Below are 17,114 nucleotides of genomic sequence, written 5' to 3'. Positions count from 1 at the left end.
GTCGATTTGTCCACAAGTAGACACGATGGGCTGAGTCACTGGCCGCCGCGCGAACCTCGCGCGGCGGCCATCGGCGTGAACGGTGCCGTAAGCGATGCGGCGAGCGACGTGTGGCAGGGTGATCGGGTGACCGATGGACCCGCGACCCGCTACGCCCGCGCCGCCCGCACCTGGGCGCCGATCGACTGGTGGAAGCTCGAGGCTCGCGCGGTGTACGAGCGGCCCGAACTCCGTCGCGCGCTCGCCCCCTTCGCGCCCGTCGAGGCGTGGCGCGATCTCGCGAAGGACGTCGCGACGGCCTGGGGAATCCTGCTGACGCTGTCGCACATCGCGGCGCTGACGCTGCCGGTGCTCGCGGGCGGGATGCTGCTCGGCTGGCTGTTCCAGCGCGACGACCTCGCGCCGGTCGGCCTCACGGGCCTGCTCGCCGGCATCGGCGCGGTGCTCGCCGGCATCGGGCTCGTGACCGAGGCGCGCGAGCCGACCGGGACCGACCCCAGGATCGGGCGTCTGATCGGTGGCCTGCACCTCGTGCCCTCGACGCTGGGGCTGCTCGTCGCGACGCTCGCGATCTCACTCGGCAGCGCGGACGCGCCGCTCGGCGTCGTCGCCTTCATCGTCGACGTGGGCGTCGGCATCGCGTACTTCGTGCTGAACCGCGGGCCCGCCGACTCGGGCTCCGACCGTGGGCGACGCAACCTGGCGCGGCTCGAGCGCGCGCTCGGCGAGCTTCCGCCGACCGACCGCGCCCGCATGGAGGCCGACGCGCGCGAGGCCATCGACGTGCTCGAGCTGCGCGACCTGGTCGGCGCCGACGATGCCGCGCGAGCGCGTGAGCAGCGCCTCGGCCTGCTCGCGATGGAGATGGCACCGCGCACGGATCTGGCGACCCAGCGGCGGTAGAGCCGCTCGCGATCAGCGGTCGTTCGGTGAACCGGCGGGGCGGTCGGCGTTCGCCGCCGTGCGGCGCCGGCCGAGCTTCGGCTGCGGCCGTGGCATCCAGTCGCTCGTGCGCTGCTCGATGATGTAGGCGCCGGGCGCCGAATCGGGTGCGGTGTCCTCCGCGGCGTTGCCCTCGGCGTGCAGGGTCTCGATCGCGATGGTGCGCGCGCGACGCAGCAGCTCGCAGTCGTCTCGGTCGGCGAACTCCGCCGCGAGTTCGGCCTTCAGCCGTTCACGTTCGCGCGGGATGCCCGATGCCGCTTCGGCGCGGGCGTCGTCGAGCGCCGCATCGATGGCTGCCGTGGCCGCAGGGTCGCGCAGGCGACCGACCCAGAAGATGACGACCGTGAGCACGAGCGCGGCGATGCCGACGATGAGGCGGACCCGGACGGCCGGGTCATCCGTCACGAAGACCCACACCGTCGCGAACCCGCCGAGCACGACGCACACCACCTGCGATTGGAAGAACGTCGGGCGCGGCACCGGGCGGCCGATGGTGACGAGCGCCGCGACGAACATGGCACCGCCGATGATCGCGGTCCAGAACGCTCCGGCTTCGGGGCGCGGTTCGAGCGAGTGCCCGCGATAGCCGATGCCGAGGAGCACGAGCGGCGCGGTCATGCCGATCGTGAGGAGGAGGACCACGATCGGGATGAGTCCACCCCGCGGGCTGCGCACACCGTAGCGCGCCCGTGCGATCCGGCCGACCTGCCGGCCCGCGGCATCCGAGACGCCGCGCGCGGAGTGCCAGATGCGGTCGGCCTCAGCACCGAGGCCGCGTGCTCGGAAGAGGGTGAACTCGATGTCCGACGCCGTCGGCCTCGGCGACCTGCCCTGGCTCCGGTGCCACCGGAACGGATCGATGACGTGGGCGGCGAGCGCGCGTGCCTCGGCGTCGAGGTCAGGGTCGGGCGCGGCGTCGGTCACCCAGCGAGCATATTGGCGACTCGGGTGCGACGATCGGGTCGGAGCCTGATCAGGCGGCGGGGCTGACCTGCACGGGTACGTCGGCCGGTCGGCGCCGCGGCCACCCGGCGACGAAGACGGTCAGCGCGACGAGCGCACCCGAGACCAGCGCGGGCCACAGCTCGAACTCGTCATGGCCGACGCCGAAGAACAGCAGCGTCGGCGCCAGGAGGAGTGCGGCGGTGAGGAGGCCTGCCGCGACCGCGCTCAGCAGTCGGGGGCTGACGCGTTGGTCGATGAGCAGCACGACCGCGACGGCCCACGCCGCCGTCACGAAGGCCGGCGCGAATCCGAGCAGGGCGCTCAGCAGCACGGTGTCGGGTGCCGCCCATCCGAGCAGGTCGTAGGCCGACACGGCCGAGGCGATGGTCGTCGGGAGTGCCGCCGCGATGGCCGCGAGCAGCACCGTGGCGCCCGTGCCGATGAGCGGCGAAGCCGGTGCGGGCGCGTCGAGCGTGGCATCCGTCTCTCGTGCGTTGCGCGCTTCGCGTGCCTCGCGCGCCTCGCGGATCGCGCGGAAGCGGCGCCGAAGCGCGACCGCGACCCACAGCGGGACGAAGACCACGGGAACCGCGATCAGCGCTCGAACGCCGTTGGTCGGAGCCCACACGGAGACGAGCGCGGCGATGATCGCGGCCGTGATCGCCGCGAGCAGCCAGTGCGGCACGCGCAACGCGCCCGCGCCGTACACGGCGACCGCGACCGGCGCGGCGACGAGGAAGGCCACGGAGCCGACGATCTGCGCACCCATGTAGACGTACTCGCCGCCCGTGTGGTGTCCGGCGCCGAGGAGCTGCGGCGCGATGAGCACGGCGACCGTCGCGCCACCGGTGACGAGGGCGGCGAGCAGGATCTCCGCCCAGTCGCGCCGGCGACGGACGTTGGCGGTCGGAGCGTCGGCGACGACGGCGTGCCCTTCGGTCATCCCCCGAGCGTGGTGGTCAGGCGGCGTTCCGCGCAAGAGGCATCCCGTGTTCACCCCCGTCGATCGAGGAGCGCCGGAGCGCAGCGACGCCGCGTCCCGAGATCACCCGGGCGTAGGCTGACCGCATGGCCGCCGCCGAGGTCCGCGATCCGGTTCGTTCCGCGCTCGAATCCGTGCTCGACGAGGTGCGCCCGCGCACGGGCGGCGAGGTCGCGTCGTACATCCCCGAGCTGGCGCGCGTCGATCCCGATCCGCTCGGCGTCGCGCTCGTGAGCGTGCGCGGCGTGGTGCACGAGGCGGGCGACACCGAGACGCACTTCACGATCCAGTCGGTGTCGAAGCCGTTCGTGTTCGCCCTTGCGCTCGACGCGCTCGGCCTCGACGAGGTGATGCGGCACGTCGGCATCGAGCCGAGCGGCGAACCGTTCAACGCGATCAGCCTCGAGCTCGCGACCGGGCGGCCGCTGAACCCGATGATCAACGCCGGCGCGATCGTGATGTCGTCGCTCATGCCGGGCGACACCGCCGACGAGAAGTTCGATGCGATCCACCGGGGCATCCAGCGCTTCGCCGGACGCGAGCTCGCCGTCGACGAGGCCGTCTTCTCGTCGGAGCACGCGACCGGCGATCGCAACCGCGCGCTCGCCTACCTCACGCTGTCGGCCGGCACGCTCGGTTCGCCGGTGGAGGTCGCGACGACCGCGTACTTCCGCCAGTGCTCGATCTCGGTGACCGCCCGCGACCTCGCCACGATGGCCGCGACGCTCGCGACCGGCGGGGTGAACCCGATCACGCGCGAACGGGTGATCAGCGAGGATGCCGCGCGCTGGACCTCCGCCGTCATGTCGAGCTGCGGCATGTACGACGAGTCGGGCGACTGGCTGCTCCGCGTGGGGCTGCCGGCGAAGAGTGGGGTGGGCGGCGGCATCTCGGCGGTGCTTCCGGGGCAGTTCGGCATCGGCACGTTCAGCCCGCGCCTCGACGCGAAGGGCAACAGCGTGCGCGGCGTCGCGATGCTCGAGGCGATGTCGGCGCGGTTCGAGCTGCACCTGCTGCAGCACCGCGGCGACCCGCTCTCGCCGATCGCGTCGCTCTCGCGCGACGGCGCCGAGACCGTCGCCGCCCTCCGCGGCGAACTCTTCTTCGCCGGCGCCGAGGAGGTGCTCGCGCGGCTGAGTCCACTGCTGAGCGACGAGGGATGCCTCGTGCTCGACTTCACCGATGTCACGCGCGTCGGCGACACCGCGGCCCGGCTGTTCCAGTCGGCACCGGGCGTTGCGGGCGACCGGGCCGACGGCGGCGGTCCGAAGGTGGTCGTGCGGGACCCCGAGGGTGTGCTCGCCCGGTGAGGCAGGCGCCCGTCACTCCCGCGGCGTGCGGTGCCCGCCGCCCGTGTCGAGGTCGTCACCGGCCTCGAGGTCGGGGCCGTCGCTCTCGGTGATGTTCGCGCCCTCCCAGAACGGGTCGACGCCGAGCTCGCGGTCGTGTTCGTCTTTCAGGCGCGCCTGCTCGGACGCGGAGTCGGCGTGGTCGCGGTCGTCGGGCAGGTCCTGGTCGTCGCGTCCGGTGGCGTCGTTCATGGTCGTCCTCCTCGGTCGGTGGGGCGGTCCTTCGGTTCACGCTACGCCGCGAGACATCCGATCGCCGGGGGCTTGCGCCGCGGCATCCGGTCATCGCGACAACGGCGGCGACCCTTCCACGTGCGCATCCTCCGCCATCCCGTCGAGCAACTCCCGCAGCGCCGACGTCGAGCTCCGCCGCGGCTCCCACCCCAGCACCGACCGCGCCCGCTCGGTCGACATCACGGGTACGGTCGTCGCGATGTCGAGCCATCCGGTGTCGGATGCCTGGAGCCGCAGTTTCCACGTCGCCCACATGATCGCGCGCAGCACCGCGCGCCGCATCGGGATGACCGTGCGCGCCCCCAGCACCGCGCCCAGTTCGGATGGCCCGAGCACCGGCTCGCCCGCGACGTTGAACGCGCCGGGCGCCCGCAGCTCGACGATGCGCGCGAACGCGTCGGCGAGGTCGTCGGCGTGCACCGCCTGTGACACCACTTGAACCGGTACGGGCAGCACCGGCAGCCGCACCCGCCCGAGCCACCTCGTCGGAAGGTTGCGGCCGATGAACAGCCCCGCGATCTCGCGCGCCGCGTCGTGCTGGAACACGAGTCCGGGCCGCACCCGGCTCACCACGATGCCGGGATGCTCCGCCTCGAACTCGTCGAGCATCCGCTCGTTCACGGCCTTGTGCCGGGCGTAGTGCGAGGTGTGCACTCCGCCGGTCGGCCAGCTCTCGTCGACGCGCCGGTGCTTAGGACCCGGACTGTACGCGCCCACCGACGACGACACGATCACGTGCGGCACACCGGCGGATGCCACGGCGTCGAGCAGGTGCCGCTGCCCGCGCACGTTCGTCGCCCACATCGTGCACTCCTCGTGGTTCGGTTGGATGAGCCACGCGAGGTGGATGACGGTGTCGGCGCCGGTGAGGATCTTCGCTAGGCGATCGGTTGCATCGGGGGTTGAGACGTCGAGTCGGTGCCAGTCGACGTGTGCGTAGGGGGCGGATGCCTCGTCGGGGAGGCGGCGGGCGATGCCTACTAGCTCGTGGGTCTGCGGTGGGCCGGCTTGGTGGAGGCGACGCAGGATCGCCGTGCCGATGTTGCCGGTCGCTCCGATGATGACGATGCGCATGAGAGGCCTCCCCGTCACAACGGACGGTACCCGACTTGGAGGGACGTGAAGCAGGGTTGACGCGAGCACAGATAAGGGCAACCTGCGCACAGCGCGCCGCACCGAGCCGCGACGACAGAGCCCCCTCCCCGCTCGCGATCACGGCGGTCCAGCGTCGTACCGTCGCTGAACACACGCTCGCCGACAATCGGATCGTGCCGCCCGTCGCGCGCGCCGCCGCCATCGTCGCAAGGTCGCGGAAGGTCACCCGGCTCGAACACTGGCGGAAGTGCGCCGTTATCGCGATGCCCACCCGGAAGCCGAGTGTCCTCCGCCGACAGCGTGAGGTAGCCGAGCGTGCGGTTCGAGTACCGGTCCCCAGCTCTTACAGAGATGAGCTCAGATAGCGTCGAGATCCCCGCCGTGCCCGCGGCGAGCTTTACTTCGCGCGAGTCATTGTCGTCATTGCCTCAGCGCTCCCCGTTGGCTGCGCGCTCTTGCGAATCGAGCGGAGCACCAAGCAATCGGATGGCCTCAGAACGCACCGCCCGCTCAAGGATGTTGGCCACGATGGCGAGGTGCTGTGGTTCGAATGACCCCGAACCGTGTGACAGGGTGTTCCGGGCTCTCGTGAGTGCGGTCTGAAGCGGGAGCGTGCCCTTGCCGGTGTCTGCTTTGCGAACAGCCCTGATCAGTTCGGTCTTCGTGAGTTCCTCAGAGACCTCGTCCGGCAGTCGCTTCAGCAGATCCGCGAGCGCCGAGTCAAGGCCCTGCTGAGCCTCCCGACGAAGGTTCTTGTAGATGAATGTGAAGTCGGCCTTCTCGAGAAGCTGCTGGGCACGCGCCAGTAGGCCCTCCCGCTTGACGCCGTACGCTTCTTTGTCCGCCGCATGCTTGGCGCGGTTCTCGGAGCCGTACGATCCCTCCAGTGCCTGCAGCAGAAGCAGGAACCTCGAGCGGGGATGCTGGTCGGTAGCCGTTGCCATTGCACCGTAGGTCTCAAAGAGGGGGTGCCTGGCGGCGATCTGTCGCTGCCAGGCATGCAGTAGGTCGAGCAAGCTCAGATCGTCGCTCGCAAGGTTGACCGCCGAACGAATCTCCTCGACCGCAGCGCGGGTTGAGTTGACGGGCAGGTGGGTGATGTCCCAGCCGAACACCTGGTCGCGGTGCGAGCGCGGCGCGGCCTCGTCGACCACCGCGAGAAGGTACCGAACCTCGCGGGGAGCACCCGTCAGGAGCGAGATGAGCTGACGGAGAGGCCGTACCCACTCAAGCCACCAATCGACAACCGTCAGTGGCTCTTCTGAGGTGAGGCGCAGGACGGGGCCGAAGGCCATCCTGAACTCGTAGCCGTCGAGCGCCCGCACGCTGTAGTCGTAGCTGAAAGTCATCGACTGGCCGCCGACGCTCCAGGTGAACTTGGCGTCCTTGTCGACGGTGGCTTCCCAGACTGGCTCGTCGCCGGCCTTCATAGGCATCTTAACGCGCGAGATTGGGGCGACCCCCGCGACCGATTCCAGCCCCTCGATCTGGAGTTCGATGGAGGCGTACTTCCGGTGTCCCGACGTGTCGAATGCGTCAAGCGACAGTGCTGCGAAGGCTCCCACGGCTCGGCCGTTTCCTGGGAAGCTGTAGCTGAGTTCGCCGTTCATCAGGGCCACGTACGCCCCGCTTGAGAGTCGGCCCGTGAGGACGTCGAAGGTGTGCCGCTGCGGGAACGAGGCGACTCCGGTCGCCCCTTCGGACACCCACTCGATCGGTAGATCGCCGTACAGAACCCCGGTCGGGTAGTTCCCCTGCTCGACGGTCAGGAGTCCCGGGACCGGCAGATGGCCGCCCCTATGATCGGGCACCCGCCACGTGATGAGGTACTCGCCGGTCTCAAACGGGAGCTTGACTGCCGAGGTCTCCTTGGCTGGCTTCATCGCGGCGCTCCGTTCGCACGCGCGAAGGTGATCATCCGTCGGACAGCGGCAGGGAGAAGGTCTTCAACATTCGTCTCGCCCACAAGGCGGGCGAGGTTCGTCCAGAGCCGCCGGCGGACATCTTGGGCGCCGATGCCGTACTCCCTCGCCAGCGCCTGTTCGACGCCGCCGACGGACCCTGGCTGTCGCGGCAAGGTGGATGTGCGATCACCCGACGGATGGTCGGTCTCGGTAAGAATCCGATCGAGCGGGATCAGCGAGACGTCGGCCGAGTACTTCATACCTGCGGCGTTGATCGAGAACCAGCAGCCGAGTTGGATCGCCCGCAACGTCTCGGCCTCGGTGCCGCGCCACCAGTGGAGTACTGCGCCCTTGATCGGCGTGCGCTCCAGTGCGTCGAGGACGCGGCCCGACGCACCTGAACTGTGGATCGAAGCGATGCGGGGAGTCCTCTGAAGCGCGCTAAGTGCTGAGGCGAACACCTGCTCCTGATCCACAAGGGGCACCTTTGAGCGCCCGTCCAGCCCGATCTCACTCACAAAAGCTGTCGACGTGAGTAGCGAGGTGAACCTCTCGGTATCGAAGTCCTGCTGCGCCTGCGCTACGCCTGGATGGCAACCAACGCCCCAGATCGTGACCTGATCGCGGCGAGCTCTGACGGTCTCGTACTCATCCAACGACCGGGTCGCCGCGAATACGACCGCGCCGAGCCGCTCGAGGTCGGCGGGGCGCGTCTTCGGGTTGACATGCGCATGCAGATCGAGCGGGGGAAGCTGGGGTGCCATCAAAGGAGTCCCCGCAGTTCGTCAACTCCGCGCTGGGACAGCGCAAACGCGTCTTGCGCGGCGTAGCCCTCCGGCAGCGACATCGCCATCACATCGCGCGGGCGGATACCCCGGTCGACGAAGTCACGGAGGGGCTCAACGATCGTCTTCTGCCGGACGAACGCGCTGTACCTGCCACCCGACTCTTCGGAGAGATAGGTCGTGGCATCTGGAATCCCGGCGGCGGTGAATGCTGCTCGACGGACGAGGCAGCCGAAGCAGACGCCGCAGGAAGAACCGGCTGGCGCGCCGCTGTAGCGCCCATCGGTGTGTGAACAGGAGTTTGTGCTGCTGAGGTACGTCGAGGCGGCGTCGATGCCAACGGCATCTGACACACGGCGGAACATCTCGCCCTTCGTGAGCGTCTCGAAGGGGTTCTCGATAAGGCCATGACCACCCATGCTCTGCATAAGCGCAGTCAGTTCGCGTAGGAAGCGCGGATGGGTGGTGTGCGTCGACAGGCTGCCTCGGCGATCGGGGCCGAGCGGCGGGTTGAGCGATGCGAAGCCGTTCTCGGCGATCCAGAGCGTCGACTCAGCACGCTCAGCGACAGCAAGCCCGAGCGCAAGAAAAAGCAGTGAGCGCGTCCGCGTCGATGTCTCGCTGCGGAACGATGAACCGTCAAGGCGTTTCGATCCACGATGGAGGCGGAACTGATGATGCACCTGCCGGATGCCGGGTACCAGTTCGGTGATCGCGCTGACGATGCCCTGCTGCACCGGGGAGATCGCGGTGGAGCTGTAATGAGACACCAGCGACTGGGAATGGTTCTCGCCCAGCTCGATTGCGGACAACAGTGCGCCAGCGGCCGAGTCAGCGCCCCCGCTCAGAAGCACCGTCCGGTCGTGGTGCTGCTCCTCGATCGGCAGTCCGGTCGCCTCAGCCGAAGGAGCCTGAGTGAAGCTGAATGCCCAGCTGTCACCCGAGAGGAACCCGACCGTACGGGACAGCTGCTCGGCATGCTGCGCCCAGGTTCCAGGATCGGTCACCTCAACGGTGAGGTCAAAGTCCCGGGCGTTCCAGCTCGAGCCTCCGGCCTCACGGTGCACTGATCGATCAGCGGCAAGAACACCGAGCGCAATCCGGACGAGGTCGACGTTGCGTGGGTTCACCACGCCAAGGCCAGTCAGGTGGGGATCGACACCGCCAGTGAAGGTGGTGCGGCCGTTGCGCGTCCAAAGGAAGACCTCATCGAAGCCGCCTTCCTCGAGGGCGGCATCAGCAGCTGCCTCGGAGAGCGTGAGCAGTAGTCGGGTCATGACCTGACTCCGAAGATCTGCCCGATGTCGCGGATGCCGTTCTCGATGGCCTGCGCCATCTGCTGCTCGGTCGCGCCTGCCGGGCTCAGGATTGCCTGGGTCGCGTACTCCGCTGCCACATCACGGATCTGTCGTTCCAGGCTGCGGCGCTTCTCGAAGCTGGCGTCCTTGGCGTAGATGGTTGCTGACACCTCGGTCAGCGCGGTCTCCGCGATCGTTGTCTCGATCGACTTCCTAACGACATCCTCCGGTGTGGGCGGATGATCCGCAGGCTGCTCCAGGATCCACTCGACGACGGTCGCGACGATGTCGCGTTCCTCGGCATCCGCAAGTGTGCTATCGGCCTGGGACTCGAAGGCGGTCTCGATGATCTTGAGCCCGATAGCGACAGGGTCACCAAGCGACTGCAGTTCGTCATAGTTGAGGCCAGCTTCGCGCAGGGCCTCCCGGTTTCCAGACGAGTAGGCAAGCGCAAGCCGCCCAGCTCGCCCAGCTGCCCGAGATAACCGACCGACGGAGCGGGTGGCGCCACCTGATGAGCGGCCACCGCCTCCACCTCGGGAACCGCCACCGCCGCCACCCGGGCCGTCGCTACGGCCACCGCGTCCGCGCGAGTTGAGCAGTACGCGAAGCGCCGGCCCGAGGTCTACGCGCGGCTGCCCCGGCGTTCTGGGACGCGGCTGATCAGAAGGGTGGTCAGCTCCGTCCGCGCCGCTCGCGTCAACGCCATCGGCGCCGCCTGGCCCACCTGCGGCGTCAAGCCAGGCCGCAATGTTGTCGCGGAGGTCACCTGCGTCCTTGCCGCCGCTGCCGCCGAATGAGCCGCTAGTTCCCATTGCTGCTCCACGCCGTCTCGACGATCCCCACAGATTGCTGGAGTTGCTGGTCGTCTGACCCAGCCCGCCAGGTCTCAAGCACCGGCCGATAGATCGTCTGATCCAGCGGTCGAAGCTTGATGATCGTCGCCGGTTCGACGTGGACGGCAGGAAGACTCCTCAGCGCCGCCACAACATTCGGCTGGGTGGTGGGCTGCTGCGCAGCCAGGCGAAGCAGACTCTCGACGGTGAACTTTTGCAGCCCCGGCTGATCGCGAGTGCGACGTCCGAGATGGCCGACCAGGATCTGGGCGTCACCCTCCGGTAGCAGCTTTATGGTTTCGTCGGTGACGCCTGCGCGGTCGAGCTTGAGGCTTGACGTCAGGGCGACCGCGAGGTCGCGGAGACGCTCGGGTAGCCCTGTGTCGATGACCTCGATCTTGGCAAATGAGGCGGCGAGGTAGAGGTACCCGGAGATAGCGGATGCATCAAGCATGGGCGGGAGTTTCGCCCAGCGCCGGAGGGTGTCACTGAAGTCATCATCACGAGCGGGCTCTGGCTCCGGCTCGGTATCGACGGGCTTCTTCTTGACGCCGCGCTCCTTCGGCGCCTCATCCTCTGAGGCCTCAGACGATGGTTCCTCGGTCGTCTCTACGCGACCGTTCGCAGCAACGTCGAGCGCGTCAAGTTTGTCGCGTAGCTGGTTCGACGCGAGCCAGCCGAGCACGGTTTCAAAGTCATCGGTGAGAATGCGCTCCAGCACCATGAGCTTGGCAACCTCATCCGGTTCCAGCTCAAATCCACGACGCCGGGCAACGGCCTGGCGTACGTTCAGGTCGTTGAGGAACCGCTTGATACGGCGCGGATTGCCGTGGAACTTCTCATAGAGGATTGGCGTCAGGCGTGTGGCGGTGACAAGGTGCTCCGCCAGCACACTGCCATCCTCGACCTCCAGGTCATCCAGGCTGCCGCCACCTATGCGCAGCTCGTCGCACTTCGTGACGAAGGACGCATACGCCGCCTCGTATTCGCTCAGCTCGGCCTTCGCAAGAAGGAGGAAAAGATAGGCCTCGGTGTCGAATCGGCTTAGCGAGGGAAGAGGGATGGTCGTCTGGACGATCTTGTGCAGGTAGAGCTTGGCCGGATCCTCATCCTCGTTTTTCGGAGCCGCAGTCTTGAGCTTCTGCTGGATCGCCTCGGCGACGCGATCCTCATCGGCCGCGATGACGAAGGACATGCCCTTGGCCGAAAGGAACAGCCGGATCGCCTCAAGGGTCTCAACCACAGTGTCCGGCAGGCAGCGGTCGAGGTCATCGACGAGCACCACCACACGCGACAGGTGGGCCAGCGCAGGATCGGCCAACAACGTCTCGAACTCTTCGCGGAAGGCGGCCATGCCTTTCTCGCTGTCGAGGCTGTCGGGCTCGTCGCTCACCAGCCCAAAAACGTCGTCGATGTTCGGCAGCTGCATTGTGATGGCGGTTTTCGCGGCCATCTTGACCGCTTTCGACCAGTTCACCTTGCGAACGAGCTTCTTGAAGGCTTCGAGGCCAGCCTTGCCAACCGGATCTGACTCTTTGAACTCCCTACTGAGTGCGCCGAGCACCTCAGCGATGAGGCTCTCCTTCGGGCCAACCGCCGGGTCGTAGAGCCACGGCTGCGTCGGGATGACCAGCACCTCACGCTCGCTACCCGAGGAACGCTCCTTGATCTCGGACTTGATCAGCTCGAGGACGCTCGTCTTGCCGCTCCCCCAAGCACCGGAGAGACCGATCGCCACGGGATCGAGTCCGTCATCGAAGATCGCATCCGCAGCCGTCTCTGCGACCGCACGAAAGGCCAGCAGATCCTGGGTTGCAGGCTCATCTGACCAGAGCGGGTAGGAGGAGGTCATAGTTTCCACGCTCCCGGTACTGCTCGTGCGTAGTCATCAATGCCGATGGCTTCGAAGTGGCGCTTGGCGGACCTGATCTTGGCGAGCTCGGTGGGGCGGAGCTTCGAGTCGTCGAGGGTGCTCTTCGTCTCGCGGATCATGTAGATCCGGTCCTCACCGTCCTCCTGCTTGATGATCGCCCAGTCGGGGTTGTACGGCCCGACCGGAGTGTCGATCTTGAACTTGGCAGGCAGTTTCATGAACAGCTTGATGTCCTCGCGCGAGTCGAGCAGTCCGGCGAACTGGCGCTCGACGTCGGAGTCGAACACGACGTAGTCGAAGTCGGTCTTCTGGATGTGCTGCACCTTGTACATCTGGTCGAGGAAGCGCTCCTTCTCCTCCTCGCCGTCTCGCTGCAACTCGCGCAGTTCGTAGACCGAGCCTGCGATCCGCTCGTACTGGATGCCGTCGACCACGATCTTCGCCAGCTCGCTCTGGAGGCGCGCTTGGTCATCGCGATGAAGTCGTTCGGGTTGCCGATGAACTCGCCCAGCCGGCCACTGCCGATCAGGATGTCGACAATGGTCTTGCGGGTAAGGGAAGTGGCTTCCTGCAGCTCCGTGATGATGTCGGGCAGGTCGTAGCTGCCCTTGAGATCCGCCGAGCGGGTGCCGAGCTCCTCGCCCTTGGCACCGCCTCGCAGCACCTTGACTCCAGCGCGGGTCACCTGGATGCGCAGCGCGTCGATCTGCGGCGCTTCCCGGATCGCGCGGACGGCGTTCTCGATCAATTGGTCGCGGCCGACCCGGACGCGGTAGGTGGTCTTCTGGCTGATGGCTTCCCAGAACTCCTCAAACTCCGGGTTCGAGTAGAGCTGCTTGTTGAGCACTCGCGGCTGACGCTTGCTGACCGGCTTGACGTACTTGCCGATGTTCGCGCGCTCGACCAGCTCGATGATGATCGACTCAGCCCATGCGAAGTCGATCGGCAGGCCGAGGTCGAAGCCGAGCTGGTTCGGCTGGAACTTCGAGGTGACCGCGCCGTCCTTGTCGATGAAGCCTTTGTCCTTGAGGTGCTCCCACACGAGGACAGAGCGCTGGTAACCGAACTGGTCGTCGATGAGCGCACCGTTCTCGTCCTGCAGCGGGATCTTCGAGAACTCAGCCCTACGCACTCGGCCGATCTCGACGCCGGCCTCCTTATACTCACGCTGGAGCGCATCCGCGAACTTCGTGTATGACTCGTTCGCGACGACCGTCAACGTCGCGATGCCACGGTCAGCGACGCGGGCGTAGCCATCGTCGGTCTTTGCGACGGGGAGGCGCAATCCGCGGCCGAGGGTCTGGCGGCGCTCGGTCTCGGCACCCATCTCGCGCAGGGTGCAGATCTGGAAGACGTTCGGGTTGTCCCAACCCTCGCGCAGGGCAGAGTGGCTGAAGATGAACCGCACGGGCTCGTTCTCGTCGAGCAGTCGTTCCTTCTGCTGCATGATCAGTTCGTAGGCATCGTCATCGGCTTTCGTCGTGCCGGACGAGTCCTGGTAGGTGGTCGTCTTGCCGCGCTTGATCTGGGAGAAGTAGGCCCGGCGAAGCTCGCTCGGCGCCTGCGACAGCAACTCCTGGTAGCGCGCAGACTTCGCACGCTCCTCGACGAAGACCTCGTCGAACCACTGCACAAAGTCACCGTTCGCGTCGTCGTTGTTCGTGCCGTCGCCCAGGTAGCTGGCTACCTTGTCGACGAAGAACAGGCTGAGCACCTTGATGCCCTTGGCGCGGAGCATCGATTCCTTGCGCAGGTGCTCGCGAACGGTCTCTCGGATCATCTCCTTGTAGATCGCACCGGCCGAGGCACCGATACTCTCGCCCTCATAGAGGAAACCGTGCGACGTGAGATCGACGTAGGCGGGCTCGATGCTCAGCTCGTTGATGCGCCAGCCCTCGTAGATCGGGTTGTTCGTCAGGCGCGCATCCGACAGCTCCTGGTGCTGCTTCACGTTCACGACGCGGCGCTCGAGCGAACCGTCGGCCTTGCGGCAGGACAGCTCCAGCCGGGCCGACCAGGACGGCTCCCGCCGCACCTCGACCAGCTTGATGTACGGCGTCGCGTCTGCGCCCTGCTGGGCCACCTCGGCCACAACGATCTGCTTCACCAACCCGAGATCGTGCGCGTCGACCGGGTCGAGGCGGTACACCACGTTGCGCTGCTTCTTGTGGGTCGCGCTGTAGCGCAGCGTGAACACCGGATCGAGTTCACCAACCGCCGACTGCGACAGTTGCGACTCCATGTTCTGCGGCTCGTCCATGATCACGACCGGATGGGTCGCCTTCAGGTAGTCGATCGGGCGCAGACCGTTCAGCTTGTCGCGCGTCTGGTGGATGATCCGGGTGTTCGCGTTGCCACGGATCGAGTCGATCGTCATGATCAGGATCTGCACGTTGGTCGAAGTCGCGAACGACTGCACCTCCTCAGCGCTCTTACCGCTATAGATCGAGGCATCGAAGGTGATGTCCTGCGGCTTGTAGAGGTTCTCAAAGTGCTCGCGCATGAGCCGGATACTCGTGCTGACACCCTCACGAATCGCCACGCTGGGCACAAGGATCACGAACTTCGTGAAGTTGTACCGGACAGCCAGATCGAAGATCGTGCGCAGGTAGACATACGTCTTGCCGGTGCCAGTCTCCATCTCGATATCGAAGTCGAGCGCGTCACCCGCAAGCGACGGCGCAACCTCAAGGCCATTCCGGTCCTGCACGCGCTGCGCGTTCGCAAGAATCAGGTCGCGGTCAAGCACGAGGCTGTTACCGACCGCACCGACCTCCTGCGTGAGGTCAATATCGAGCGCCGCCTGATCGGACTCAGCAAGCACCGCTGCACCGCGCAGCGTCGTGACCAGCTTCTCTGCGTCCTTCGGCTGCCCGTCGAACAGGTCGACCACGGACGCGATCGCATCCAGCTGATACGGCTGGCTGGCGTCGAACTGAAACCCTGAACCACTCATCACGCCGTCCAGAGCTCAATACCCTTGCTCTGCGCGAGCTGGGACAGGTTGGTCTTGAGTTCGTCATCGCCCTGGAAGGCATCCTCGAGCACGATAATCCGCGTCTGCGCCTCATCGACAAGCGCGCGGAGCTGCTCAAGCGTCGGCTTGACATGCTCGTTCAGGTACGCCAACACGGCAACGTCGCCATCACGGTCACGAACAAGCCGGACGTCGAGGCCACCGACCTCAGCAGGCGAGACGGCCTCGGTCAGCGAATAGCCCTGCTTGAGCAGGATCTCGGTAAGCAGCTCATCGGGAGTCGCATCATCAGTCGCGCTGTCACGAAGGCTGAGCAGGTGCTGCTGCAACGAGTCCTCGTCAACATCACTGGACAACCGCCACTTGGAGAAGTTCGTGTCGGAGAGCTTGTAGGAGCGGAAGCCGACGTCGAGGGGTGCGGAACCGGTCTCGAGTTGTCCTGCCGCACTCGACGCGATCTTGTTGCCTGCGAGGTCCATGCGCGCACGCGCGACACCTGCGATCGTCTCGTAGTTGGCCCTGCGAGCTGCCGAATCTTTCGGAGTCGGCTCGGGAAGCTGCACCTGGATGTGTCGTCGCGTCCCGCCATCCTCCGCGTTGAGCTGCATTACCGCGTGTGCCGTCGTGGCCGATCCAGAGAAGAAGTCAAGGACGATCGAGTCGCGATCGGTTGCAATGTGCAGGATCTTCTTGATGAGGCCGACGGGCTTCGGGTTATCGAAGATGTTGGCGCCGAGAAGATCCTTGACGGTCAGGCTCGCCTTCTTGTTGCCCTCGATGTCATCCCAGTAGTTGGAAACTTGCTTTGTTCGCCCCTCCAGGTAGTACTTAATGTACGGCTTGAAGTTCCCATCCGCGTCCTTCTTCCAATCAACCATTCCATCGGCGACCCAAGAGTCGTACTGCTCGCGTGCAGTACGCCAACGGCTTTCATATCCGCCGGGTCCGATCGGAAAGACTTCGGAGCCGTCTGGAGCTGTGAGCGGGTAGTACAGGTTCGGGCGATCCTCACGTCGGTCGTTCGATCCAGTCTTTCTGAACTGCAAGGTGCTGTAACGTCCGCGCTCGTCCTGCTGGTTGAACCGAGCCATGTCTCCCTCGCTGAGAGGAAGCCCGTTTGGGACGTAGTTTGTCTTGCTGCGGGCGTAGACAAGCAGGAAGTCGATGCTGCTGCCAATGTCGCTGGCATCCTGACCAGTCGTCGTACCTTTCGACACGGCGATCTGGCCGATGTAATTGGACTCACCGAAAACTTCATTGAGAAGCTTCCGGAGATTGTCGACCTCATGGTCGCTGATGCTGACGAAGATCGTTCCATCGTCGGCGAGCAGGTTCCGCGCCAGCTTGAGGCGCGGGTACATCATGTTGAGCCAGTTGGAGTGGTAGCGGCCCTCGGTTTCGGCGTTGGTCGTGACCTTCTTGCCCTCCTCGTTGACCTGGCGCGTCCACTCGAGGTAGGTGTCGAGACCCTCCTTGTAGTTGTCCGGGTAGACGAAGTCCTTGCCCGTGTTGTAGGGAGGGTCGATGTAGATCAGCTTGATCTTGGCGTGGTAATGCTTCTGCAGGATCTTGAGCACTTCGAGGTTGTCGCCCTCGATGAAGACGTTCTGCGTCGTTTCCCAGTCCTTCGAGTTGTCGAAGTCGGGCTTCAGCGTTGCCGTGGTCGGCTCCTGCGCCGCGCGAAGGGCACGCTTCTTGCCAGGCCAGAACAGTCCGAACCGCTCACTGCCGTCGGCTGCGTCGCTCTCGAGCAGTTCCTTGAGCTTCTCGACATCCACCTTGCCGTCGGCGATGGCCTCGGGAATCAGATCGGCAAGCTGCGCTGCCAGCTCGGTCTGGAAGTTCGGAGTAGTGGATGGTGTTTCGTAGGTATTGTCAGTCATTCGGGTGA

12 protein-coding genes and 1 pseudogene are annotated in these 17,114 nt (G+C 66.2%); 2 read left to right on the top strand and 11 right to left on the bottom strand.

The window, feature by feature from the left end; translation table 11 throughout:
- Nucleotides 1–126: 126 nt before the first annotated feature.
- On the top strand, nt 127–903 hold the full coding sequence (locus tag GE115_RS08925; protein WP_153684458.1) for a hypothetical protein: 777 nt from the start codon (nt 127–129) through the stop codon (nt 901–903).
- A gap of 12 nt (nt 904–915) precedes the next feature.
- Here GE115_RS08925 and GE115_RS08920 read toward each other — a convergent pair whose 3' ends face one another.
- Together GE115_RS08920 and GE115_RS08915 are read right to left on the bottom strand one after the other, a co-directional pair.
- A complete protein-coding gene (locus tag GE115_RS08920; RefSeq protein WP_153684457.1) occupies nt 916–1,869 on the bottom strand; it encodes a hypothetical protein in 954 nt (317 codons plus the stop codon).
- A gap of 49 nt (nt 1,870–1,918) precedes the next feature.
- On the bottom strand, nt 1,919–2,833 hold the full coding sequence (locus tag GE115_RS08915) for a hypothetical protein (RefSeq protein WP_153684456.1): 915 nt from the start codon (nt 2,831–2,833) through the stop codon (nt 1,919–1,921).
- A 125-nt stretch (nt 2,834–2,958) separates the two neighbouring features.
- Between GE115_RS08915 and glsA the strand changes: the two genes are divergently transcribed.
- Nucleotides 2,959–4,182, top strand: coding sequence for a glutaminase A (gene glsA, locus GE115_RS08910; RefSeq protein ID WP_153684455.1), 1,224 nt, complete (start codon nt 2,959–2,961; stop codon nt 4,180–4,182).
- 12 nt (nt 4,183–4,194) lie between these two features.
- On the opposite strand, the gene GE115_RS08905 is transcribed toward glsA, so the two are convergent.
- The 9 genes and pseudogenes from GE115_RS08905 to GE115_RS08865 all read right to left on the bottom strand — a co-directional run bounded on the left by GE115_RS08905 (nt 4,195) and on the right by GE115_RS08865 (nt 17,106).
- On the bottom strand, nt 4,195–4,413 hold the full coding sequence (locus GE115_RS08905; protein ID WP_153684454.1) for a hypothetical protein: 219 nt from the start codon (nt 4,411–4,413) through the stop codon (nt 4,195–4,197).
- 90 nt (nt 4,414–4,503) lie between these two features.
- On the bottom strand, nt 4,504–5,529 hold the full coding sequence (locus GE115_RS08900; RefSeq protein WP_153684453.1) for an NAD-dependent epimerase/dehydratase family protein: 1,026 nt from the start codon (nt 5,527–5,529) through the stop codon (nt 4,504–4,506).
- 449 nt (nt 5,530–5,978) lie between these two features.
- Nucleotides 5,979–7,433, bottom strand: coding sequence for an ApeA N-terminal domain 1-containing protein (locus GE115_RS08895; protein ID WP_153684452.1), 1,455 nt, complete (start codon nt 7,431–7,433; stop codon nt 5,979–5,981).
- On the bottom strand, nt 7,430–8,218 hold the full coding sequence (locus GE115_RS08890; RefSeq protein ID WP_153684451.1) for a TatD family hydrolase: 789 nt from the start codon (nt 8,216–8,218) through the stop codon (nt 7,430–7,432). Before GE115_RS08890 ends, GE115_RS08895 begins: the two co-directional genes overlap by 4 nt.
- Entirely contained in the window at nt 8,218–9,516 is a 1,299-nt protein-coding gene (locus tag GE115_RS08885; protein WP_153684450.1) for a hypothetical protein, read from the bottom strand. The genes GE115_RS08890 and GE115_RS08885 overlap by 1 nt, the downstream gene beginning before the upstream one ends.
- Nucleotides 9,513–10,352, bottom strand: a complete 840-nt coding sequence (locus tag GE115_RS08880) for a hypothetical protein (protein ID WP_153684449.1) — start codon at nt 10,350–10,352, stop codon at nt 9,513–9,515. The genes GE115_RS08885 and GE115_RS08880 overlap by 4 nt, the downstream gene beginning before the upstream one ends.
- Nucleotides 10,342–12,225 carry a KAP family P-loop NTPase fold protein gene (locus GE115_RS08875; RefSeq protein WP_153684448.1) on the bottom strand — a complete coding sequence of 628 codons (1,884 nt, stop codon included), beginning with the start codon at nt 12,223–12,225 and terminating at the stop codon, nt 10,342–10,344. The genes GE115_RS08880 and GE115_RS08875 overlap by 11 nt, the downstream gene beginning before the upstream one ends.
- Nucleotides 12,222–15,202, bottom strand: a pseudogene (locus tag GE115_RS08870) (restriction endonuclease). The gene GE115_RS08875 and the pseudogene GE115_RS08870 overlap by 4 nt, the downstream one beginning before the upstream one ends.
- Nucleotides 15,202–17,106, bottom strand: a complete 1,905-nt coding sequence (locus GE115_RS08865; RefSeq protein WP_153684447.1) for a site-specific DNA-methyltransferase — start codon at nt 17,104–17,106, stop codon at nt 15,202–15,204. The pseudogene GE115_RS08870 and the gene GE115_RS08865 overlap by 1 nt, the downstream one beginning before the upstream one ends.
- Nucleotides 17,107–17,114 lie beyond the last annotated feature (8 nt).

The organism is Agromyces agglutinans (assembly GCF_009647605.1).
Lineage (GTDB): Bacteria > Actinomycetota > Actinomycetes > Actinomycetales > Microbacteriaceae > Agromyces > Agromyces agglutinans.
The sequence above is the reverse complement of the archived record's forward strand: the minus strand, read 5'-3'. Positions and strand labels throughout refer to the sequence as shown.

Coding starts and splice junctions, on each gene's coding strand:
- GE115_RS08890 (WP_153684451.1), bottom strand. CDS start 8,218: ATGGCACCCCAGCTTCCCCCGCTCGATCTGCATGCGCATGTCAACCCG.
- GE115_RS08900 (WP_153684453.1), bottom strand. CDS start 5,529: ATGCGCATCGTCATCATCGGAGCGACCGGCAACATCGGCACGGCGATC.
- GE115_RS08875 (WP_153684448.1), bottom strand. CDS start 12,225: ATGACCTCCTCCTACCCGCTCTGGTCAGATGAGCCTGCAACCCAGGAT.
- glsA (WP_153684455.1), top strand. CDS start 2,959: ATGGCCGCCGCCGAGGTCCGCGATCCGGTTCGTTCCGCGCTCGAATCC.
- GE115_RS08865 (WP_153684447.1), bottom strand. CDS start 17,106: ATGACTGACAATACCTACGAAACACCATCCACTACTCCGAACTTCCAG.
- GE115_RS08905 (WP_153684454.1), bottom strand. CDS start 4,413: ATGAACGACGCCACCGGACGCGACGACCAGGACCTGCCCGACGACCGC.
- GE115_RS08915 (WP_153684456.1), bottom strand. CDS start 2,833: ATGACCGAAGGGCACGCCGTCGTCGCCGACGCTCCGACCGCCAACGTC.
- GE115_RS08895 (WP_153684452.1), bottom strand. CDS start 7,433: ATGAAGCCAGCCAAGGAGACCTCGGCAGTCAAGCTCCCGTTTGAGACC.
- GE115_RS08885 (WP_153684450.1), bottom strand. CDS start 9,516: ATGACCCGACTACTGCTCACGCTCTCCGAGGCAGCTGCTGATGCCGCC.
- GE115_RS08880 (WP_153684449.1), bottom strand. CDS start 10,352: ATGGGAACTAGCGGCTCATTCGGCGGCAGCGGCGGCAAGGACGCAGGT.